The sequence below is a fragment of the Croceivirga sp. JEA036 genome (assembly GCF_011882165.1).
GTDB lineage: Bacteria > Bacteroidota > Bacteroidia > Flavobacteriales > Flavobacteriaceae > Croceivirga.
The window spans coordinates 23,337-45,028 of the sequence record NZ_JAATON010000008.1; the positions used below are offsets into that span (position 1 = coordinate 23,337).

Genomic DNA, 21,692 nt, shown 5'->3' on the forward strand with positions numbered 1-21,692 from the left:
CTTTACCACTTAAATATATCCTAAAATTACTAGGGTTATTAACTAGGTATCACAAGAAACATCATCCCAGCCCTGGTCCATGTATGTAATGAGCCAGTTTAATGCATACTGCCGTTCATAACAAAGACTTGGATTTATTTCTGATATTGTTTTGTTGTTTATCCTAGCGTCTACACAAGCCCAGTTTAATCTGTAGTATAAATCGTTCTGGTCTAAAATTTCTTTTGCACTCCTAACCGTCCTATGTTTCTCTACAAATGTATCTGGATGCCTTTTAGGAACAATGGGATACGCTTCTTGCGGAATTTTATTTAAGTCTGCCAACTGATTGGCATCACCCAACTCTTCTACAATACCTAAGGCCCAACACAATGTCCAGATACCCTCGCACCGCCACGTCATTTGCGTTTTGGCTTGTGCTGTAGGTTTATTTAAAAACGTAAGTTCATCAGGGGTGATTTTGCCTTCCAAGTTATATTCCCGTATCATTTGCAATGCTCTATCTTCCGTTATACTATCAAAAGCCACTAAATTTATAATAGCCAAACATATTGCTCTATACGCAATTTCTTCTGCGCTTCTTAATTGAACTTCTGTTTCTGATTCTACTGCAGGTAAATGGTCTATAGTTTTTAAACCAAGTTTCTTTATGTACGCTATATTTCTTTGTTTACGCGCTATCTGGTCTGGCAATAAAGTTATTTCTGGCTGACTATCTAAAGCAACAAAAACGCCCAGGTCTTTATGTATTTCAGAAGCACCATGTGCATCTAAAATCACCTTGTAATCACCATTCAAGAAATGTGGGTATTCTGCCACACCTACAAAACACTTTTGTTGTGCAAAAACAAACCCATCTGTAGCTGTAGTAAGCATATCTACTAACTGTTTTAAGGCTGAAGAATTTTCTACATCTGCCAAAATTGCCACTTCTGAAACCATTCTAGGTATTGTTTCTTGCAATTGGTCTACTGCTGCAGGATATTTTACAGGAAACGTGCTTATATATCCTAGCATTCCTTTTAGGTTTGTGGCTAGCAAAGAGGTATCCTTTTCTAAACTAAGGTCTGCATTACGTTCTCTGACAGATATTTTAAAATTGGACTTTCCTTTAAAAAAACCATGTTTCTGCGCAAAGGTGAACACGCTATGCGCCTCATTTTCTTCTACCTGCCACTTCGCTTTAGGAAAATACTGTTGTATTAAAACGGGAACTCTATCTATTACAGATGCATCGCAATACACGGTACATAAATTATTCATGGATAAAGGCTTAAAGATTGGGGTACTAAGCTTTATATTCTAATAATAAAGTAACTATTTAAAAGTAAAAATAAAGAAACTAGTTTACAAGAATGCTAATATAACGTTAGGATTATTCTCGTTCGCACCAAGCTTCAGCCTCTTCTAGGGTCGCAAAAAGACCCACCTTCCAATTGGTGTTTAACATGCCTTCTCTATAAATATCAATCAGTTTTTCTATTCCCTTATCGGTGGAAACCACTGCCACTTTCATATGTCTTTTCCAAAAAGTCGCACCCAAATCAAATCCCACAATTTCGCTTACTTTACTGTAATCTTCTATCTGATTATCCGCTTCAGTAAAATCATAAATTTGGGCAGCAACGTGAGCAAATCTTGGGTCTTGATATAAGATATTGTCTGTAGTTCTAATATCCGCAATTTTTAACTGTTTAAAATGCTTTACGTAAACACTATTAGTTCTCCATTCTATTTGGAATCCCATAAGTAAGTCTGTTTTTAAGGAGTGCGAATTTATTACAACCGTTAGAATTATTTGGTAACAATCCTACAATAATGTGAAATATCCTACAAAATATACACTCTTCTTTTTCTGTGTAAAATGCGCTTTAAATAACGCCTTAGGTATTCTCATAAAAGCGTATTACTTTTCCATTATCCGTGCCAAAAACACTTTTTCAGAGGTATGGCATTGTACCCTTTAAAATAACTAGCTTATAATCTAAAACGTGTACTTTCACCAAGGTTCTTCTAATCAGAAAATGCAACCAATAAAAAAGCCCCTTACAAATGTGTAAGAGGCTTTTTTTATATTTAATAGCTTTTCTGCGCTAAAACATCATTCAAAACCTGTTTAAATACTTCCACAGGTTGAGCGCCTGTTACACCGCTCTTTTTATCAAAAACAAAAGTGGGCACAGAACTTACACCTAAACCGTGCCAGTAGGTTTCTTTGTTCTTTACTTCATAACGCACCTCATCTCCTTCCAAAGTAGCTAAAGCTTTTTCGGCATTTAAACCCACATCTTCTAAAGCTTCTTTTAATACGGCTCTATCAGATACGTCTTTGCGTTCACTAAAGAACGCCTTGGTTAAGCGCATTTTTAATTCGGTCTGTTTATCAAATTTATGTGCGTATTCTAACAACACATGTGCATCCAAGGTATTTACCATTCGCATTTCATCAAAATAATCAAACGTAAAACCTAGTTCTGCACCAGCCTCTGTCATATTTCTTTGAGACTCTCGCTGTTGTTCTAGAGTAGAACCGTATTTATTAGTAATATGGTCTATTATATTTTCACCTTCTTTGGGCAAATGTGGATTTAGTTCAAACGGTTGCCATTCTATTTCAAATTTATCGGCAACGCCCAATTCTTCCATCGCTTTTTCTATTCGCTTATATCCAATAGTACACCAAGGGCATACCACATCAGAAATAATATCGAGTTTTATTTTATTAGCCATACTTTACCTTAAATTGTATTAAAGTACAAAACTAACCAATTGTTTAGATTTTAAACCTGCTTTTAACGTAACCTTGATAGTTCAGTTTTAAAAAGTCTATTTTTGTTGTTTTCTACGGGCCAATTTTTCTTTGTAGAAGGATTTTTTGGCGATGTATATAGTTTTATCTACTTCACAAAAAATTGTAGTTCCATCCTCATTGGTCAGATAGGTAGTCTTACTGATTTCTATTTCGTTATTAGCCGCAACATCTGTTTGTATTTGTTGTATTTCTGCCTTATTCACCCTAAAATCTGCATACAAATGTTGTTTGGCAGGCCGTTTAAATCTTATTTGTGCTGCTTTATCCCACACTACATAATTATCCCCTAAAATATTGATTAATTGCACCATTGGGATGGGATCTACTGCCGCAAACATACTACCACCAAAAATAGAATTGGCATAATTACGGTTCTTATAACTTATAGGTAATTTTATTTTTATGTATGATAAGTCTGGTTCTATAGCCACAATTTTAGCAGTACTACGCTTGTACATGGGAGACCAATTAAAACCGTATTTAAATAACTTGTGCTTTGGTACGAACTTGGTGCCTACTTTGGCCATTTTACTGTAAAAAGACATGGGGTAACTTTAGTTAAAAATTAGTCCTAAAATTAGAAAAAGACCCAAAATACAGTTTTCTCTTAGATTGTAGAAATGATTTTTAAACTTAGAATAGTCAACTAAATGGACTACTGTGCGTAATTACCAGCAGCATAACTAGCTACAATGCTACCGCTTGGGGTTTTACAATTTTCTGGAAAATCGTGGAAATAAATACATTTAGGTAAACCATTTTCAAAATTTACTTGTACCCATCCTTTACCATTACCAAAACCCTTAAAACTATAATCTGCACGAACACTAATAGGTCTCCCTTGTGCATCTTTCTGGTACTGGACCAGCTTAGAGACACTACCTGCAATGTACCTGTTCATCATCCAAGTCCTTGCTTGGTCATTTATTAAATCGTCTAATAATTTGGTGAGATTTTGTGCTCCAATGGGCCCTCCATTCTTCTTCATTTTAGTAAACTTACTTACGGTATTCATTTTTATTCCCGGCTGCCCCAAAGCAAACAGCCTAAGGTTATCTTCAAACCGTCTAATGGCAGAATTAGTACATGCATTCAGCTTAAAAAAATTCACCATATCCTCCTTAATTCCATTAACCTTATGCATCCTATCTACAGAATGACCTATACCATTTTTATCTGTTACCAGAGTTAAAAAGGTTTGAATTCCTTTCTGGCTAACGCGATATTCCAAATCTGTAAAAGCAGCGTATAGTTCTGGTCTAGCAAAGATATCCGTACCCCTTTGACCCCAAGTGATACAACGCGTACTTCTTTCACCATTTGCAAAAATGGTTTCCTCTGCCCTAATACAATAATCTTCCATTATTTCTACCTTATTCTTAGGTAGCTGTGCTTTGCATTGCACACCTGCAGTAAGTAAATATTGCCTTAATAAAAAAGGAAATACCATATCTTCTGCTTGCATCTCTACTTCCTCAAATTCGCCATGAAAAATTAAATCGTAGAATGCGGCAAAATGGAGTCCTTCGGTTTTCAACTCCATCGTGGGGTTAATGTTTTGCCCGTAGGTAAATTTATAAGGGTATACACAAATGCAAATTAGCAAAGTATAAAGCTGTAAGGATTTCATGGTGTTGTGGTTTAAATTGGATGTACGTGTTCTGTCTTCCTCTAAATTACTACAAACCAAAGAAATACCTATTATTGCTAATTTTAAATTAATGAGAAACTACCTTTAAGCCAATAATAGAACCAATAAGTGTGGTTAAGAATAACAATCGCCAAAAAGTTGCAGGTTCTTTAAAAACCAAAATTCCTAGGGCTACAGAACCTACTGCGCCGATACCGGTCCATACCGCATATGCTGTACCCATAGGTAATGTTTTAGTTACCTTAATCATCAAAGACATGCTTAAGGTTAAACTTATTGCAAATGCAGTGTACCACAAATACATGGTATTGCCTGTACTCTCTTTGGCTTTTCCTAAAAAAAAGACAAAAAGAACCTCAAACAAACCTGCAATAATCAACAATACCCAATTCATTTTTTATCGCTTTTAATCTTAGTAAAGTTAAAATCTACAAAGCAGAGAAATGGCCAAAAGTTTCTTAATTTATGGCGTAACTATTCTGGCAGGGGCAATGTGGATTCCCTAGGAATTATACTGGTTTTCACCAATTTAGTAGTATATGGCAGTTCTTTATCTACCTGCTCAATACGGTCTATTAACATATTTGCAGAAGTTTCTCCAATATATTTTCCGTGTTGACTGACCATTGTCAATGATGGAGAAACGTATTTAGAGAGTTTACCATTAGTAAAGCCAACAATAGCCAACTCTTCTGGTACCTTAATCTTCTTTTGCTTGCAAATATTGAGCACGTCTACCGCTGTCATCTCATCTAAGGCGATAATACCGTCCACCTCTTTGGATGCCAAAAGCAGCGTAAGTAATAATTGTAAATCGTCCTCTTTACCCACCTTAACATTAAGCTTATCCTCATAAACTAATCCTCTTTGGGCTAAGGATTTTTTAAAGCCTGTTATTCGTAATTTACCAACACTGGAATTAGAGATAGAAGACACAATAGCTATATTTTTACAACCGGTATCAAACAAATATTCTGCTATGTTAAAGCCGGCTTCTTCATCGTCTACTACAACTTTATCGCACTGAATTTCATCGCATACACGATCAAACATTACCAAAGGAATTTGATAGCTCATAAAATTACGTACATGCTCATAATCTTCTTTAGATTGTGTTTCTTCTGCCAATGACAGGATTAAACCGTCTACCGTTCCCGTGCTAAATAATTCTAAAGTACGTTGTTCTTTTACAAAGGATTCATCAGAAGTGCAACTTATAATATTGTAGCCTCTTGCATTGGCCGCCTTTTCTATACCAGAAAACACTTGAGCAAAAAAATAATTTAGAATACTAGGTACTACCACACCCAATGTTTTGGTATTTTTTTTAAGTAAACTTAGTGCAATACGGTTAGGTCTGTAATTGTTGGCTTTGGCATAATGTTGTATGCGCTGTTTAAGCTCCTCACTAATTTCATGACTGTCATTAATGGCTTTAGAAGCAGTAGAAACAGAAACACTAAAATGCTTGGCAATGTCCTTTAAGGTAAACTTTTTCATCCTTTAGGCTAAGTCTGGTTCGGTGCACCAATTTACGTAGGTTTCTTGAATCTGAAAATTTCTTTAGGAAAAAGTAGTGCGAATTTTTCTAAAACGTTATAAGAATGTTATTACGTTTTCACATAGGATTTCTTACCTAAAAGAAAACGCAAAGTAGCTCACCTTTTCCAATGTAATTCTGATAGCAAACTCTTATCACTTTTAAAATACAGCATAAAAAAAGCCACCTTTTTTGGTAGCTTTTTTTTATTTATGATTAAGGATATTAGCTAATCCCTTAAAAATCTAAAAATGATTCTTAAGACGATAAGAGCAACACCTATAACTACCCAAATTTGGTTTTTATTTTCTTCCTTTGCTACAACCTCATACTGCTGCCTCATTTGCATTTTATGAGCTTGTTTTGGGTCTAAAGCAAAACTTGCGCAACTGTTGTTAAAATCGGGTTTACTACCCGATAAAGAGCACACAATACCAAATTCCGAAAATTCTCTGTTTTGGCATTTTTTACATGATTCTAATCGTTGTTTTAAATCCATAAGCTATAAGCGGTTAGGTTAATAATAAGATTTGGACATTTACATAACGCCATAAAATAAGATAACTTACATACTTTTGGATTTATTAGACGAACTGCACAAAAAAGCCCTTAACCAAGCAGTACCGGTTTATAAAGAGCATTTATTTACAAATCCCCTGCTCTTTTACCCCGTAAAATAGATTAGAATAATTATTACCATGACAATTAATAATACGGACAAGGCTACGTCCATTTTGGTAAAACTATTTTCTTGTAAAAGTTTATCTTCTTTAGTCAAGGTACCCAAAGATAAACCTTTGATAATGTTATAATTTGGCGGATTAGTTACTAAACTGGTACCTACACATACCATAACTGAAAATACAAACATAAAAATAGCCATATGGGCAAAGTTTATGGTTGCAAAGGTTTTTAGAAACCCACTAAGTTCTTGGGCATAAATTTCTGCTACAATACGCAATGCGGCTATACCTAGACCAGAAAATAGAGTGACAATAGCTGCAGTGGCGTTGGTGCGTTTCCAGAGTATACCTAACAAAAACACCACAGTTATAGGTGGTGCTATGTAAGATTGCACACTCTGTAAATATTGATATAATATACCACCTCCTATTTTTTCCATTATGGGTATCCAAATAATTCCTAATATCACCACCAAACTTGTAGCCAATTTACCAATAGTAAGCAGCTTTTTCTCTGGAGTTGTTGGTTTTAATTTTTTGTAGATATCAATAGTAAATAAGGTAGAACAGGAATTAAAAACTGAGGCAAGTGAGCTCATTAGAGCCGCCATAAGTCCACCCGCAACTAAACCTTTTAACCCCACTGGCAATAAGGTTTTTACCAGTACGGGAAAAACCTCATCGCTTTTGTCATACGTAATTAAGCCTTGTTTGGCTAAAGCGAAGGCAATAATTCCTGGAATAAGAAATATAAAAATGGGAAGTAATTTTAAGTATGCCCCAAAGATGGCCCCTCTTCTACCAATTTTAATGTTGTTCGCCGCTAGCGTACGTTGTACAATATATTGGTCCGTACACCAATACCATACTCCTACTATAGTTCCGCCTATAAGCATACCTGTCCATGGAAAATCTGGGTCGGTCATAGGACGCCACATATTAAAATGTTCTGCGCCTGCCACTGCCCTAAGGTTGCTCCAGCCACCAACTTCTTGTAGCCCTAAGACGGTTATAATTAAAGATCCTGCAATTAAAATTACAGTTTGTAACGTTTCTGTGTAAATTACGGCTTTCATGCCACCAACAACCGTGTAGACTCCAGTAAAGACCACAATGCCAATAGCACCATACCAGAATGGTATTCCTAGTAATTCTGAAACTACTACTCCACCCGCATAAATAGTAACAGAAACTTTTGTTATAACATACCCTACTAAAGAGAAAACAGACAAAAACCATCTAGAGCGGCTATCAAATCTTTTTTCCAGAAACTCTGGCATGGTAAAAGCATTACTTCTAAAATAAAAAGGCAGAAAGAGCCAGCCCAAAAGCAAAACAATCCAAGCATGTAACTCATAGTGTGCCATGGGCATTCCTGATTCTGCTCCCGTACCAGCCAAGCCTACCACATGCTCAGACCCAATATTGGAAGCAAAAATGGAGGCTCCTATAACAAACCAACCTACATTTCTGCCTGCAAGAAAATAATCACTGGTATCTTTATTTTTCTGCAAAATTACCCAGATGGCAACCCCAATTAATGCGGCTAAATAGGCTCCTAATACCCACCAGTCTGCAGTTTCTAAAATAGATTCCATCTGGGTAATTTTTAACTATATTGATTTAAAATATTCTCAAACAATTCTTGCTTGCCACTTATTTGTTGTGGTTCCCCTTTTTGTTGTGCGTAAGTATATAAATCTGTTAAATTTAATTTTCCGGCAATAAAATCTGCTCCCGCACCATTATCAAAAGATTCGTATCGCTGGTTAAGTAAGCCTTCTAATGGAGATTTTTGTAAGACTGCATCCGCAATTAACAGGCCTCTAGCAAACGTATCTGCCCCACCAATATGGGCTAAAAACAAGTCTTCTAAATCTGTGGAATTTCTACGGGTTTTTGCATCAAAATTAACGCCACCACCTTGCAAACCACCAGATTTAAGCAACACCATCATGGCTTCTGCTGTCTCTAAAAAGTTATTAGGAAACTGGTCTGTATCCCAACCATTTTGGTAATCTCCCCGGTTGGCATCTATACTTCCTAACATGCCTGCATCTGCTGCCACCTGCAATTCGTGCTGAAAAGTATGTTGCGCAAGGGTGGCATGGTTCACTTCTATATTCAATTTAAAGTCTTTTTCTAATCCTTGTTCACGAATAAAGTTAATAGAGGTAGCGCTATCAAAATCGTACTGATGTTTAGAAGGCTCCATGGGTTTAGGTTCAATAAAAAAGTTTCCAGTAAATCCATTGCTACGGGCATAATCACGTGCCATCCGCATAAACCTACCAATATTATCCTGTTCCAGTTTCATTTTGGTATTTAAAAGGCTCATATACCCTTCTCTACCACCCCAGAAAACATAGTTTTCTCCACCTAAAGCTATAGTGGCATCTATCGCTATTTTTAATTGTGCTCCAGCATATGCAACTACATCAAAATTAGGATTACTCGCAGCACCATTCATATAGCGTGGATTAGAAAATAAATTGGCCGTTCCCCAAAGCAATTTAACGCCAGAAGCCTCCATTTTTTCCTTTAAATACGCTACGGTTGCCTGCACTCGTTTTTCAGACTCTGCCAAGCTGCTTCCTTCATCTACCAAGTCATAATCATGAAAACAATAATAATCGAAACCCATTTTGGTAGCAAACTCAAATGCGGCATCTGCTTTATCTCTGGCAGCTGCAACCGGGTCATTACTTGTACTCCAAGGAAAATCTTTTGTTCCAGGCCCAAATGGGTCGCCCCCAGTACCACATAACGTATGCCAATACGCCATAGCAAATTTAAAATGCTCTCGCATGGTTTTACCCGCTACAACTTGTTCCGGATTGTAAAATTTAAATGCCAAAGGATTATCAGATTCTTTTCCTTCAAACTGTATTTGGCCTATGCCTTTAAAATATTCTTTATCTCCTAGTACTGCCATGTTGTTTATGCTATTGTATTTAAAATCAGGTTCAATTCTTTTTTCCAATTATTATATGCCAATTGGTAGGCTTGTTTTTCTTTTTTAGGGTGATATGTTTTTACGTAATCATTTTGAGTATAAGCAGAAAAAGCATTGTAATCCCCCTCTTTTAGTACGCAGGCACGTGCAGCACCTATGGCTCCTGTAGTATTATACAGCGCTATTTCTTGACCTATAAGTGTAGCTATGGTCTCTGCAAAAATTCTGGAACGAAACATGTTGTCATTCCCTGCTTTAATCACCGTTGGCTCAATGCCATCTGCTTGCATAATTTCAAAACCATATACAAAGCTAAAGGCGATACCCTCCAAAGCTGCCCTGCACAAATGTGCTTTTTGATGCCTATTTAGATTGATATTGACCCAGCGTGTACCTACATCTTTATTCTTTAACATGCGTTCTGCCCCGTTACCAAAAGGAATACATTGTATACCATCTGACCCCACAGCTACAGTGGACGCCAGCTCATTCATAGTTTCATAATCCGTAATACATAAGGTATTTTTTAACCAACGGTATTGAATTCCGGCTCCATTAATACATAATAACTTGCCAATACTTTTTTGGGCTGATTTTTGGTAATTTACGTGTGCAAAGTTGTTTACTCGAGCATATTCTTTTACAGATAAATTAGATGTAACTCCATACATAACGCCAGAAGTACCACATGTAGCTGCGACTTCTCCAGGCTTAAACACATTTAAACTAAGGGCATTGTTGGGCTGGTCACCAGCACGGTATAAAATAGGGGTACCTGCTACAAGTCCACTTTCTTCTGCGCCTTTTGCTGAAACTGCGCCTTGCAAGCCAAAAGTGGGTACTATGTTCGGTATTTGTTCTTTAGAAAAACCATAATGTGTTAATAACTCCTCTGACAATCTATCTTGTTTAAAATCCCAAAAAATACCCTCTGATAAACCAGAAACTGTGGTAGTACTTTCTCCCGATAGCTTTAATGCGATGTAATCTCCCGGAAGTAAAAACTTAGCCGTTTTATCAAAAATAGCGGGTTCATTATCTTTTACCCACTTTAGCTTAGATGCAGTAAAATTTGCTGGACTATTTAATAAATGTTCCGTGCAATACGAAGGACCTATACTTTTCAAAGCCTCTTCTCCTATTTCTACAGCCCTGCTGTCACACCAAATAATGGCTTTACGTAAGGGAATACCTTGGGCATCTACCACTACTAAACCATGCATTTGGTAAGAAATACCTATTCCTTTGATGGTTTCTGGGGATACCTTGGTTGATTTTAGTATGGATTTTATACCCAGACAGGCATAATGCCACCATAGATTAGGGTCTTGTTCCGCCCATCCTTTTTGGTGGGCTTCCATGGACATCTCCTCCTTTGGTTCTTGTTCAACGGCTAGTTGTTTACCTGTATCTGAAGCTACTAAGGCAATCTTTACAGAAGAACTCCCAATATCCAATCCTAAAAAGTACATAGTTAAGTTGTTGTGTTTGATAAATGTAGAAAAAGAAAGCTTCGTGTGGTCTATAAAACCAAATTTCAGCTATGCAGAGGTAACCTAGCGTAAAATAAACAATGCTCCAAATTATCGCAATTCCCTAAAAAACAGAACTTTAAACAACAATACCGATGACGAAAATTTTTCGAAAGGGTTTTCGTTATAAATTCACTTTAAACGTATACTAGCGTATTTAAATTCCTAGGTCAGTTCAATTCTAAGCTAATCTTTGCTTAGATTGTCTGCCAAATGTTGCGTTAATGCTACCATAGCTAAAGTAGGATTCCAAGAAGCTCCTGTAGGCCATAAGCTGGCACCTGTTACGTAAACATTTTCTACCCCTTTTGGTCTATAATCTAAGCCTACTACACTTTCCGAATCGGTTCCCATCCACAAGGTAGAAGCCTCATGTACCAATCCACTTACTCTATATTCTTTCTTTTTAGGTCTAGTTTTCTTCCACTTATTTTGTTCAGCATCCCAATATTCTACTTGGTTTGCACCTTTAGGAGAACATATATCTTCTAACATATTAAAAGTGGCTTTATCCATGGCATCCCAAACCTTGTTATCATTTTTATTAAGATTGAGGTTCAGGGTGACATTGGTGGTGGGGTCTGCTCCCCTATTTTTTAAAAATGAGTTTTTACTATTCTTGTAATCTAACTCACCCAATACAGCACAAACAAAGACTACATGGTCTTTGCTAGACATTAATTGTTCTTCAGATGCTGTAGCAACAACATCTGGCATATTCCTTAAAGCTACTTCTGCATTTATTTCTGGGTCCGCATCTGCCAAGGCTGTAAATTGTACATGAAATTGTCCTTCGTGGTCTAATTTTGGTTCTACGCCAGCCACATAAAACGCCCCTATCTCTAATCTACACAAATCTTTGTAAAAAGAATAATCCTTTTTAGGCACACGAGCCACGATAGCACTAATAAAGTGGGCTGTAAACCGAGTGCCGATATTATTTAGAGCAGGAAAAGAATTATGTAATAAAGTGGTTGGCGGCAACGTACCCATAGCTAAAATAAGCTTAGCTTTATTTAATGCAAGCACACCCCTAGAGGTATATAATGCGGTAGCGGTATTTCCTTGTTCTATTATTCTACTTACAATGCAATTGGTAGCCACTTTAAGTTTAGCTCCTTGACCTTTAGCATGCAATAGTTCTTGTTTTTCTATGAGCTGTAGCAAACGACTTGGGGTAGAAAATTTGGAAAAATCTACATCATTTTCTTTGGCTGTTTTTACGGCAAGCGGAGCGGGTATAGCACGTGTAAGTTCTGGTACAGCATCCAAATTATTTTGTAGTAATTGCTGTATACCTTGTTGAAGATGCCTAAAAATGGGTTTTTCATCACTCGTAGAGGTAATTTGGTCTGCGGGTACTACATTCATTAAAGCTTCTGCTTCTTTGTAATACGCTTCTAACACTTCTACTACTTTTTCTGGCCAATTGACCAACTCATCTTTTGTAGGCCTTGGGCACCAACCACTCCATAAAGTAGACCGACCTCCAAAAAAAGGAACCATACCATGCTGCCAAGAAACGTACTCCCCTTTTGTACTTTCTAAAGATAAACTCCATGGAAAGGTCTCGCTTAAGCCTCCGAGCGTTTTTTTATATGGACCTGGCAAATCTTGAAAATGTTCAGGAAGAAAAAAACCTCCCCGCTCTAAAAGCAAAATTTTTGCAAACGGATTATTCTTTAATACACGCTCTACAAAGGCTAATCCGCAAAATCCACTCCCAATAACAATGTAGTCAAATTGTTCTTCTTCCCTTATTTGCTTCCACTCTTGATTAGAAACAAAATAAACATGGTTCATCACATCTTGCCCAGTAGGGGATTGTGGTCCAGGGGTAGGAAATCCATGATTAAAGTTGCTTGAAGCTCCGTAATTGGTCATTGCTCAGTGTTTTAAGATATTTTGCTCCAATAAACTTAAAAAATACAGGCTAACCGCTAAGCGTATAGTCTTAAAATTAGATTTATTTACATATACCTGATAGAATTGTGAATCAAACCTTATTTACGCCTATCAGTTAAATAAGGTTTTTACTTCTTTACTAATTCACTAAACTTAAATTTTTAAATGCTTCTAAATGTTTTTCTGTAAAATCGTTTAAGTTTTAAGCTTATGTTTTTGAATACTACGGAGAACCCCTGAAAGCAGGGATTCATCACCCTAAAATTTAAAGTACATTTACCGTTCTTTAGTTTTACTGTATAATGCAAAACCGAATCAACCTATTTTTTTTAATACAAGTACTTCTTATTTGTATCCTACAAAATTCGCTTCTGGCACAAGGGCAAATTAACTTTACCGCCTTTGGGCATCAACCTAAAACGGTACCAGACTCCCTATTTGTGGCATTGTCTGCTTCTACTGATGTAGATAAAACGGCACAGCTATTTACACAAATTGCCAAGTTACATTTACAACATGGTAACAGCGACTCTGTTTTATACTACGCAAAAAAACTAGACACCCTAAGTCTTGGTTCTTTAAAAAAAACTTCTAAAAACAATACTTTTAAACAACAATCTTTACTGTTACTGGGTAATGGAAATCTACAAAAAGGCTTTTTTGATGATGCTATGGCTGCTTTTTTTCATGGATTAAATTTAACCAATAAGCAAAAAAACTATGATCTACGCCATGAATTAGAGCTTGGCTTAGGCAAATCTTATTTTAAAAAAGACAGCATAGGTAAAGCTGTTGCTATGTTCACCCAGCTTTGTGATACCAGTGAGAGTCCACAAATATTAGCAGAAGCAAACTATTATTTGGGTAATATACAGTTACAACAAGATAATAGGCAAAAAGCTAAAAACTATTATGTAAAAGCCCAAGAACTTATTAATGACCAGAATAGCAAAGTTTATCTAGCGGCAACGCTAACCTTAGGAAACATACATGCCCTTAACCAAGAAGTTAATTTGGCTTATTTAAATTTTGAACAAGTAATGCAGAAGAGCATAGCGCAACGGTATTATGATTTGTATACCCAAGCCATTCTACGCTATGGTCAATTAAGTAGAGAGCAAGAAAACTATGAAGTGGCAGAAATGGTACTCTCTATGGGGTACGCCAACTCACTACAATGGAATAACCTAGAAATGCAAAAAGATATCATTCAAGGACTAATTGCAACTTACAAAGCAAAAGGTGATTTTGAAAATGCGTATGCTTTGATGACTCAATTTGTCCGTTTAAATAAAGAACTTGCACAACAACAAAATAAAGAAACGATTAAGGAATTACAGGTGCAATATGAAACGGTACAAAAGGAAAATGAAATATTAGCACTTAAGGAAACACAATTACAAAAAGAGAACGAATTGGACCGGCAACGCACCATTAAAAAAGCGGTTTTGTATGGTTTTTTGGCTGTTTTGGTTCCAATTATTGGTCTGTTGGTAGTGTACTATCAAAAACTGCAAACCCAAAGCAAACTCAATGAACAACAAGAAGAATTGAGTCAACAGCGGATGAAAACCCTAATGAATAAGCAAGAACTGGCTTTGGCTAAAGCAGGATTAAATGCTCAGCACCATGAACGTTCTAGGATTGCTAAACAGTTGCATGACAGTATTGGTGGCAACTTAGCAGGGATAAAATTACAGTTATCCAGTCCTAACATGGATAAAGAGGTGCAAAAAGAGGTAGCGCTACAAGTTAATGAAACTTATGAGCTGGTTCGGGAAATATCGCACGATTTAACGCCAAAAAAGTTTATTCAGGACGATTTTTCAGCACTATTAAAAGACTATTTAAAACGAATAGACCAAAATGCAACAGTAGAAATATCGTTCTCCGCACATCCAAAAGAACGCATTAACCTTATTTCTGAAAAAATAAAGGTAGAATTGTACCAAATAACGCAAGAGTTAGTAACCAATACACTAAAACATGCCAAAGCAAAACACATAGATTTGCACATTAATATCTTAGATGATGTACTGCAATTGCTATTTGAAGATGATGGATTCGGGTTTAATTTGCAAAATACGTCCCAAGGTATTGGATTAAAAAATATAAAACAACGCTTACACTATTTGCAGGGCACCATGGTTATTGACAGTGCTCTTAATAGAGGTACAGCCATAACCATAGAAATCCCTGTTTGATGGAGTTAACCGGTACACACAAACTAATTTTAGTAGACGACCATAAAATGTTTTTAGATGGTTTGTTGAGCATATTAAGTGGTTCTAATGTTTTTGATATTGTACTCACTGCTGATCGCGGCGATAAAATTGCTAAATATCTGGATATTAACCAGGCTACAGACCCCGTAGATTTAGTAATTACAGACATAAGTATGCCAGATTATACTGGTGCAGAATTAAACCGACATATTAAAAAACACCACCCAAAAGTAAAAACATTAGTGGTTAGTATGATGCATGATGCGGATACTATTAAAACCCTTACCCAAGAAAACGTAGACGGTTACATCCCAAAAAACGCTGAAAAGGATGAGTTGCTGTTAGCAATAACAACGATTTTAAAGGGTGATAAATATTTTTCTAGGTCCATAAAAGACACCTATTTTAAAAGCATGCTGTCTAACGAAGAAAAGGTAGAAGATTCCCTTTCTAAAAGAGAAAAAGAAGTCCTTAAACGCATTGCTCAAGAATTTACCACACAAGAAATTGCAGACCAATTGTTTTTAAGCAAACATACCATAGAAAGTTACCGTAAAAACTTAATCTCAAAATTAGAAGTACGTAATCTTGCTGGCCTTACCAAATACGCTATTAAAATGGGGCTTTTAGATGATGAATCTTAAGTTAACTCCCTGAATTCAGGGATACATTTCTACGGAAAGTAGTGCTGTGTAGCCAACACTACTAAAGGATATTTGCAGTGTAACTAATAAAAACAACACAGTCATGATTTACGGAATTACATTGATTTTATTGAGCATTATTGCCGTACCCTCTTTACTCTTAGCCAAAAAGCCAAACGCTAAAGAATTATTAGAAAAAATAGAACCTTACCAAGGGTGGATTGGTTTAGTATTCTGTATTTGGGGCGTTTGGGGTATAATAACCAGTATTCTTAATATAGGATGGTTAACCTCAGCCCCCATTTGGTGGGCTACTTTATTGGCAGGCAGCTTTGTAGAAGCCACCCTAGGTTTTATGTTAGGTTTTGGAGTTATCAATTCGCTTATCATTGGTAAAAATGAACAAGCAGTTACCAAAGCTGCAGAATTACGAGCTAAATTAGCTCCCAAACAAGGTAAATTAGGAATGTTAGGCATTGCCGTTGGTATTTGGATGGTTGTTGCCTCTTTTTTGTTTACCATTGCCTAAAGCTAATTTTCAACCAAAATTCTATTCCATGAAAAATTTAATTTACATCATTGTACTTACCCTTAGTAGTTTAAGTAGTGCTCAAGAAGTTGACAATAGAAAAGCTATTACTGTAAATGGCGCTACAGCGATGAAACGTTCCATAACAGGCTACAAAGCAAAAGTGGTTTTAAACACAGACCAACTATCCTATATAAATCCTGCCTATACCAGTTTAGAAGATTTAAAAAGTGGATACTATAAAATGTTGAAAGAAAAAGGCTTTGATACTAGTAAATTTAAAGAAGATGCTCTAGCCTACATGCTTATGGGATATCAGAATCGAGGTATCGTATTGGTATATGAAACTCAAGATGAAAATCAAATCAAATTATTATCAGATAACCGATTTGGTGGTATTAATTTGACCATTCTTAAACAATCATCATTTGATGAAGCTACCCATCAACGTATGATAAAAGAAGCATTAGCAGATGCTAAGACTAATGCTGAGCGCTTAGCAAGTGCTGCCAATAAAAAAGTGGGAGATATAATCTTTCTATCAGAACGTAGCAATAACAAAGTGCTTTGGGAAAGCTATAGTGCTGATTATGAACAATACTTTGAGCTAATCGTCAGCTATGAACTTAATTAGGTTCAACACTTAATAGTTTGGTTTCCGGTCTTGGCGTATCCTCGCTAGGGCCGGTTTTTATTTTTTGTACTAGCTGGTAACATAATTTACTTATTTTTGCCACCCACAATGCCTACGTGGTGAAATTGGTAGACACGCCATCTTGAGGGGGTGGTGTTCGTAAGGACGTGCTGGTTCGAATCCAGTCGTAGGCACTATACAAGCCTTTTGCAAGCCGCAAAGGGCTTTTTTTATATCCTTTTCACTAAAATTTTAACGCTAGCTTTAACAAAGTAAAACAATAAAATTGTAGATTTGTTTAACTTTTTATAGAAAATAATGAACAACGTAAAAAAATCTTTTAGTATTCGGGATATGGAGAACCTTTCTGGCATAAAGGCTCATACCATAAGAATATGGGAAAAGCGTTACAATTTATTCTCTCCGGAAAGAACCACTACGAATATAAGAACATATAGTTTAACTAGCTTACAAAAGCTATTGAACATTACTTTGTTGTATCACAACGGATACAAAATTTCTAAGATTGCAAAGATTCCAGAGAGTGAGATACCAGTTTTGGTGAGGGAGATTGTTGCTAAAAAGAGTGAAAAAAGTCATTCTACCAATGCGTTTAAATTAGCCATGATTAATTTTGATCAGAGCTTATTTTTTAATACCTATAACAGTTTATTAGCAGAACGCAATTTTAGAGAGATATTTCACGAAGTCTTTTTGCCTTTATTAAATGAGTTAGGTTTATTATGGCAAACAGATACCATTAGTCCAGCACACGAGCACTTTATCACCAATTTAATCAAACAAAAAATATACATCAATACGGAGAAGCTTCAAATCATAGAGCCTACTCGTAAAGACAAGGTTTTTGTGTTGTTTTTACCAGAAAATGAAATTCATGAACTGGGCTTACTATACCTTAATTACGAAATCAATCTTAAAGGGTACAAATCTATTTATCTAGGGCAAACCATGCCTATTGAAAATTTAGTAGATTTAATGAAGTATTACAACAATCTACATTTTGTGTCTTACTTCACCGTATCGCCTACCAAAGAACAATTAGAAAAATATATTGAGCAATTTGAGAATGACATTAATAAGGTTGCTGATTGTGAATTATCGGTATTAGGTAGTCAAGTACAACATATGAATAACTTGCAATTACCAGATTCTATAAAAACTTTTAACTCTTTGGAGCGGTTTATTGACCACCTCTAATACCAACCACCAAAAATGAAAAAAGTACTCATCATAGGTTCAGGATTTTCTTCCCTATCTGCTGCATGCCATATGGCTAAAGCTGGGTTTTCTACAACTATTGTAGAAAAGAATGCAACCGTAGGTGGCAGGGCAAGACAATTAAAAAAGGAAGGATTCACCTTTGATATGGGGCCTAGTTGGTATTGGATGCCAGACATTTTTGAAAAGTTTTTTGCAGAATTTGGTAAAAAGCCCTCGGACTATTACCAACTAGATAAGTTAAATCCCGCCTATTCCATTTTTTTTGCTGATGATGTTATTACTATTGGCGACCATATGAATAAAATCTGCGAGGAATTTGAGCGTATAGAGTCCGGCAGTAGTGTTCCTCTTAAAGAGTTTATAGCTAAGGCGCAAGAAAACTATGACATAGCTATTAATAAGATAGTGCTTAAACCTGGATTATCACCTTTAGAGCTAGTAACAAAAGATACCATCCTTAGAGTAGGTCAATTTTTCAAGAATATTTCTCAAGAAGTCCGTAGTAGATTTAAAAATCCAAAATTAATTGCAACGCTTGAGTTTCCCGTATTGTTTTTAGGCGCTAAACCGCAGAACACCCCTTCTTTCTATAGTTTCATGAATTATGCCGATTTTGGTCTTGGCACATGGCACCCAAAAGGTGGTATGTACAAGGTTATAGAAGGGATGACAAATTTAGCCTTGGATTTAGGTGTTACTATTAAAGTTAATTCTCCTGTAGAAAAGATACATATAGAAAACGGTAAAGCTGTAGGAGTTTTTATTGACGGTCAAATGTTAGAAGCAGACGTAGTGATAAGTGGTGCAGATTACCAACATACAGAAAGCCTGCTACCAACACAGTACAGACAATATTCAGATGCGTATTGGAATAAAAAAACCTATGCCCCTTCTTCCTTACTATTTTACGTAGGATTTGATAAAAAAATAAAAAACGTTAACCACCACAACCTTTTTTTCGACACTGATTTCGGGTTACACGCACAAGAAATTTATGATAACCCAAAATGGCCAACAGCACCTCTTTTTTATGCCAATTTTCCATCGGTAACAGATGAGACTATGGCTCCAGAGGGTTGCGAAGCTGGTTTTTTCTTAATCCCTATAGCACCAGGACTAGAAGATACTCCAGAATTAAGAGCACAATATTTTAGTTTGATAATGGACCGTTTTGAGCAATTAACAAAACAAGACGTGTTAAAAAACATTATATTTAAAGAAAGCTTTTGTGTAAATGACTTTATTAACGAGTATAATTCATTTAAAGGAAATGCTTATGGAATGGCTAATACCTTAACACAAACTGCCTTTTTAAGACCAAGCCTTAAAAGCAACAAAGTTGTAGATCTTTATTTTACAGGACAGCTAACCGTCCCGGGTCCGGGCGTTCCACCGGCGCTGATATCTGGAAAATTAGTTTCCGAATTAACCATTAAAAAACACTGTGAAGCATGAAGACTATTTTTGACAACGTAAGTTACGGTTGTAGCAAACTGGTGACCGAATCTTACAGCACATCCTTCTCTTTGGCAACAAAGATGCTTGCCCCAAGTATTCGTGGGGATATCTACAACATTTATGGATTTGTCCGTTTTGCAGATGAAATTGTAGACACATTTCATGATTACGATAAAGAAATACTCTTCAATAATTTTGAGAACGACTTACACAATGCTATAGCACAAAAAATAAGTTTAAATCCTATTCTTAACAGTTTTCAATATACCTTTCATAAGTATGAAATACCCATGCATTTGGTAGATGCTTTTATGGAAAGTATGCGTATGGATTTAGACAAAAAAGAATACAAAACCGTAGCAGAATACAAGCAATACATCTATGGATCTGCAGATGTAGTTGGGCTAATGTGTCTTTGTGTTTTTGTAAACGGAGACAAGGAAAAATACGATACCTTAAAAGACTCCGCCATGGCTTTAGGATCTGCATTCCAAAAAGTGAACTTTCTGCGAGATTTAAAAGCAGATTATGAACATTTAGAACGTTCTTATTTTCCTAATACTAACTTAATGGCGCTTGATGAAGTTTCTAAGAAAAGAATAGTACAAGAAATAGAGGACGACTTTAGCCGTGGATTTGCAGGTATTCAAGAATTACCAGCCACAGCAAAATTTGGAGTGTACACGGCATACCGCTATTATTATAAGTTGCTACAAAAATTAAAAAACACACCTCCGTTAGAAATAAAAAATACTAGAATAAGAGTGCCTAATTACCAAAAATTTGGTCTCTTAGCACACTCTTATGTTAATTACAAATTACAATTGGTATAAGCATGAAAATTTTTCTTTGGATAGTTATATTCCTAGGCACATTTAGTTTTATGGAATTTATGGCATGGTTTACCCACAAATACGTAATGCACGGTTTTCTGTGGAGTCTACATAGAGACCACCATAACAAAGATCACGATTCCTGGTTTGAACGTAATGATGCATTCTTTATCTTCTACGCTATTGTAAGTATGACCTTATTTTATTTAGGCGCTGAAACAACATTTTGGTATGGTTGGCCTTTAGGTTTTGGAATTTTAGCTTACGGTATAGCTTATTTTGTGGTACACGATATATTTATACACCAACGTTTTAAGATGTTTAGAAATGCTAATAATTGGTATGCGAAAGGAGTAAGACGAGCACACAAAATCCATCACAAACATTTAGGCAAAGAAGAAAGTGAGAATTTTGGAATGTTGGTTGTTCCTTTTAAATACTTTAAAAAATAAGGATTATTCGCTCATCAAACGGTCTAAGAGAGACCTCACTTCTGTAGTATTCCAATCTGAAATACCTTCCTCATTTACTACAATTGCACCACTTTTACTTATAACATAACTATGCGGTGGTGTAGGTATAGGGAATGGTGACTTTTCTCCTATTATTTGGTAAGTAACCGGAAAATTAAATTCGTGTTTTGCCATAAATTCTTCTACGGGAGCTTGCAACTCGTCCGTAATTATATAGAAATCTACTTTTCCCTCGTAATCATCGTATAACTCCTGAATACTAGCCAATTCTGCCTCTGAAGGCAAGCGCCAACTAGACCAAAAATTGATAATTACAACTCTGTTCTTAGATACCTCAAAATTAAAAAAGTTCCAATCCTCGTCTTTAAGTTTCCAATCGTAGTCGGTTATTTTTTGCTGCTCACCAACAGTAATTTCCGTAGGTGATGTAGCGAATATTCTATTTAAAAACAATTTACCATAATGCCCTAGAGGTGTTACAAAAAAGGCAGCAATAAAAAGGATAATAAGTAAATTGAAAAAGGTCTTCTTTTTATTCTTCATGAATGGTTTTCAGATTTGCACAAAACTAAAAA

General features: G+C 36.0%; 21 protein-coding genes and 1 tRNA gene. 9 read left to right on the forward strand and 13 right to left on the reverse strand.

Going from position 1 to position 21,692, the window contains the following annotated elements; genetic code table 11:
* Positions 1-42: 42 nt before the first annotated feature.
* The 12 genes from HCO57_RS15535 to HCO57_RS15590 all read right to left on the reverse strand — a co-directional run bounded on the left by HCO57_RS15535 (position 43) and on the right by HCO57_RS15590 (position 13,058).
* The gene (locus HCO57_RS15535; protein WP_167989789.1) at positions 43-1,263 is read right to left on the reverse strand and encodes a DUF4272 domain-containing protein; all 1,221 of its coding nucleotides are present in this window, start codon (positions 1,261-1,263) and stop codon (positions 43-45) included.
* 112 nt (positions 1,264-1,375) lie between these two features.
* Complete coding sequence (locus HCO57_RS15540; RefSeq protein ID WP_136952009.1) at positions 1,376-1,747, reverse strand: hypothetical protein; 372 nt, start codon at positions 1,745-1,747, stop codon at positions 1,376-1,378.
* A 329-nt stretch (positions 1,748-2,076) separates the two neighbouring features.
* Complete coding sequence (locus HCO57_RS15545; protein WP_167989790.1) at positions 2,077-2,730, reverse strand: DsbA family oxidoreductase; 654 nt, start codon at positions 2,728-2,730, stop codon at positions 2,077-2,079.
* Between the two features lie 96 nt (positions 2,731-2,826).
* Positions 2,827-3,357 carry a PaaI family thioesterase gene (locus HCO57_RS15550; RefSeq protein ID WP_167989791.1) on the reverse strand — a complete coding sequence of 177 codons (531 nt, stop codon included), beginning with the start codon at positions 3,355-3,357 and terminating at the stop codon, positions 2,827-2,829.
* Between the two features lie 110 nt (positions 3,358-3,467).
* Complete coding sequence (locus tag HCO57_RS15555) at positions 3,468-4,355, reverse strand: hypothetical protein (RefSeq protein WP_167989792.1); 888 nt, start codon at positions 4,353-4,355, stop codon at positions 3,468-3,470.
* Between the two features lie 175 nt (positions 4,356-4,530).
* Positions 4,531-4,857, reverse strand: a complete 327-nt coding sequence (locus HCO57_RS15560; protein WP_167989793.1) for a DMT family transporter — start codon at positions 4,855-4,857, stop codon at positions 4,531-4,533.
* An 80-nt stretch (positions 4,858-4,937) separates the two neighbouring features.
* The gene (locus HCO57_RS15565; RefSeq protein WP_167989794.1) at positions 4,938-5,963 is read right to left on the reverse strand and encodes a LacI family DNA-binding transcriptional regulator; all 1,026 of its coding nucleotides are present in this window, start codon (positions 5,961-5,963) and stop codon (positions 4,938-4,940) included.
* A 269-nt stretch (positions 5,964-6,232) separates the two neighbouring features.
* On the reverse strand, positions 6,233-6,502 hold the full coding sequence (locus HCO57_RS15570) for a hypothetical protein (protein WP_167989795.1): 270 nt from the start codon (positions 6,500-6,502) through the stop codon (positions 6,233-6,235).
* A 165-nt stretch (positions 6,503-6,667) separates the two neighbouring features.
* Positions 6,668-8,284 carry a sodium:solute symporter gene (locus HCO57_RS15575; protein ID WP_167989796.1) on the reverse strand — a complete coding sequence of 539 codons (1,617 nt, stop codon included), beginning with the start codon at positions 8,282-8,284 and terminating at the stop codon, positions 6,668-6,670.
* Positions 8,285-8,295: 11 nt separating this feature from the next.
* Complete coding sequence (gene xylA / locus HCO57_RS15580; RefSeq protein ID WP_136952002.1) at positions 8,296-9,621, reverse strand: xylose isomerase; 1,326 nt, start codon at positions 9,619-9,621, stop codon at positions 8,296-8,298.
* Between the two features lie 5 nt (positions 9,622-9,626).
* Complete coding sequence (locus tag HCO57_RS15585) at positions 9,627-11,114, reverse strand: xylulokinase (protein ID WP_167989797.1); 1,488 nt, start codon at positions 11,112-11,114, stop codon at positions 9,627-9,629.
* A 246-nt stretch (positions 11,115-11,360) separates the two neighbouring features.
* Positions 11,361-13,058, reverse strand: coding sequence for a GMC oxidoreductase (locus tag HCO57_RS15590; RefSeq protein WP_167989798.1), 1,698 nt, complete (start codon positions 13,056-13,058; stop codon positions 11,361-11,363).
* A 323-nt stretch (positions 13,059-13,381) separates the two neighbouring features.
* On the opposite strand from HCO57_RS15590, the gene HCO57_RS15595 reads away from it, so the two are divergent.
* From HCO57_RS15595 to HCO57_RS15635, 9 genes are all read left to right on the forward strand, one after another.
* Positions 13,382-15,283 (forward strand): ATP-binding protein, encoded by a 1,902-nt coding sequence (locus tag HCO57_RS15595; protein WP_167989799.1) that lies wholly within the window; start codon positions 13,382-13,384, stop codon positions 15,281-15,283.
* Positions 15,283-15,948 carry a response regulator gene (locus tag HCO57_RS15600; protein ID WP_136951998.1) on the forward strand — a complete coding sequence of 222 codons (666 nt, stop codon included), beginning with the start codon at positions 15,283-15,285 and terminating at the stop codon, positions 15,946-15,948. Before HCO57_RS15595 ends, HCO57_RS15600 begins: the two co-directional genes overlap by 1 nt.
* Before the next feature lie 103 nt (positions 15,949-16,051).
* Positions 16,052-16,477, forward strand: coding sequence for a hypothetical protein (locus HCO57_RS15605; protein WP_167989800.1), 426 nt, complete (start codon positions 16,052-16,054; stop codon positions 16,475-16,477).
* 28 nt (positions 16,478-16,505) lie between these two features.
* The gene (locus HCO57_RS15610; RefSeq protein ID WP_167989801.1) at positions 16,506-17,111 is read left to right on the forward strand and encodes an SIMPL domain-containing protein; all 606 of its coding nucleotides are present in this window, start codon (positions 16,506-16,508) and stop codon (positions 17,109-17,111) included.
* Positions 17,112-17,221: 110 nt separating this feature from the next.
* Positions 17,222-17,305: transfer RNA gene (locus HCO57_RS15615), tRNA-Leu, on the forward strand.
* Between the two features lie 124 nt (positions 17,306-17,429).
* The gene (locus HCO57_RS15620; RefSeq protein ID WP_136951995.1) at positions 17,430-18,329 is read left to right on the forward strand and encodes a MerR family transcriptional regulator; all 900 of its coding nucleotides are present in this window, start codon (positions 17,430-17,432) and stop codon (positions 18,327-18,329) included.
* Positions 18,330-18,344: 15 nt separating this feature from the next.
* Complete coding sequence (locus HCO57_RS15625; RefSeq protein ID WP_167989802.1) at positions 18,345-19,808, forward strand: phytoene desaturase family protein; 1,464 nt, start codon at positions 18,345-18,347, stop codon at positions 19,806-19,808.
* Positions 19,805-20,644 carry a phytoene/squalene synthase family protein gene (locus HCO57_RS15630; protein WP_167989803.1) on the forward strand — a complete coding sequence of 280 codons (840 nt, stop codon included), beginning with the start codon at positions 19,805-19,807 and terminating at the stop codon, positions 20,642-20,644. Before HCO57_RS15625 ends, HCO57_RS15630 begins: the two co-directional genes overlap by 4 nt.
* A gap of 2 nt (positions 20,645-20,646) precedes the next feature.
* A complete protein-coding gene (locus HCO57_RS15635; RefSeq protein WP_136951992.1) occupies positions 20,647-21,096 on the forward strand; it encodes a sterol desaturase family protein in 450 nt (149 codons plus the stop codon).
* A gap of 3 nt (positions 21,097-21,099) precedes the next feature.
* Here the strand turns inward: HCO57_RS15635 and HCO57_RS15640 are convergent, their stop codons facing one another.
* Positions 21,100-21,660 carry a TlpA family protein disulfide reductase gene (locus tag HCO57_RS15640; RefSeq protein WP_167989804.1) on the reverse strand — a complete coding sequence of 187 codons (561 nt, stop codon included), beginning with the start codon at positions 21,658-21,660 and terminating at the stop codon, positions 21,100-21,102.
* Positions 21,661-21,692 lie beyond the last annotated feature (32 nt).

Coding starts and splice junctions, on each gene's coding strand:
- xylA (WP_136952002.1), bottom strand. CDS start 9,621: ATGGCAGTACTAGGAGATAAAGAATATTTTAAAGGCATAGGCCAAATA.
- HCO57_RS15540 (WP_136952009.1), bottom strand. CDS start 1,747: ATGGGATTCCAAATAGAATGGAGAACTAATAGTGTTTACGTAAAGCAT.
- HCO57_RS15635 (WP_136951992.1), top strand. CDS start 20,647: ATGAAAATTTTTCTTTGGATAGTTATATTCCTAGGCACATTTAGTTTT.
- HCO57_RS15535 (WP_167989789.1), bottom strand. CDS start 1,263: ATGAATAATTTATGTACCGTGTATTGCGATGCATCTGTAATAGATAGA.
- HCO57_RS15590 (WP_167989798.1), bottom strand. CDS start 13,058: ATGACCAATTACGGAGCTTCAAGCAACTTTAATCATGGATTTCCTACC.
- HCO57_RS15630 (WP_167989803.1), top strand. CDS start 19,805: ATGAAGACTATTTTTGACAACGTAAGTTACGGTTGTAGCAAACTGGTG.
- HCO57_RS15640 (WP_167989804.1), bottom strand. CDS start 21,660: ATGAAGAATAAAAAGAAGACCTTTTTCAATTTACTTATTATCCTTTTT.
- HCO57_RS15565 (WP_167989794.1), bottom strand. CDS start 5,963: ATGAAAAAGTTTACCTTAAAGGACATTGCCAAGCATTTTAGTGTTTCT.
- HCO57_RS15570 (WP_167989795.1), bottom strand. CDS start 6,502: ATGGATTTAAAACAACGATTAGAATCATGTAAAAAATGCCAAAACAGA.
- HCO57_RS15575 (WP_167989796.1), bottom strand. CDS start 8,284: ATGGAATCTATTTTAGAAACTGCAGACTGGTGGGTATTAGGAGCCTAT.
- HCO57_RS15610 (WP_167989801.1), top strand. CDS start 16,506: ATGAAAAATTTAATTTACATCATTGTACTTACCCTTAGTAGTTTAAGT.
- HCO57_RS15620 (WP_136951995.1), top strand. CDS start 17,430: ATGAACAACGTAAAAAAATCTTTTAGTATTCGGGATATGGAGAACCTT.
- HCO57_RS15585 (WP_167989797.1), bottom strand. CDS start 11,114: ATGTACTTTTTAGGATTGGATATTGGGAGTTCTTCTGTAAAGATTGCC.
- HCO57_RS15545 (WP_167989790.1), bottom strand. CDS start 2,730: ATGGCTAATAAAATAAAACTCGATATTATTTCTGATGTGGTATGCCCT.
- HCO57_RS15560 (WP_167989793.1), bottom strand. CDS start 4,857: ATGAATTGGGTATTGTTGATTATTGCAGGTTTGTTTGAGGTTCTTTTT.
- HCO57_RS15550 (WP_167989791.1), bottom strand. CDS start 3,357: ATGTCTTTTTACAGTAAAATGGCCAAAGTAGGCACCAAGTTCGTACCA.
- HCO57_RS15625 (WP_167989802.1), top strand. CDS start 18,345: ATGAAAAAAGTACTCATCATAGGTTCAGGATTTTCTTCCCTATCTGCT.
- HCO57_RS15600 (WP_136951998.1), top strand. CDS start 15,283: ATGGAGTTAACCGGTACACACAAACTAATTTTAGTAGACGACCATAAA.
- HCO57_RS15555 (WP_167989792.1), bottom strand. CDS start 4,355: ATGGAGTTGAAAACCGAAGGACTCCATTTTGCCGCATTCTACGATTTA.
- HCO57_RS15595 (WP_167989799.1), top strand. CDS start 13,382: ATGCAAAACCGAATCAACCTATTTTTTTTAATACAAGTACTTCTTATT.
- HCO57_RS15605 (WP_167989800.1), top strand. CDS start 16,052: ATGATTTACGGAATTACATTGATTTTATTGAGCATTATTGCCGTACCC.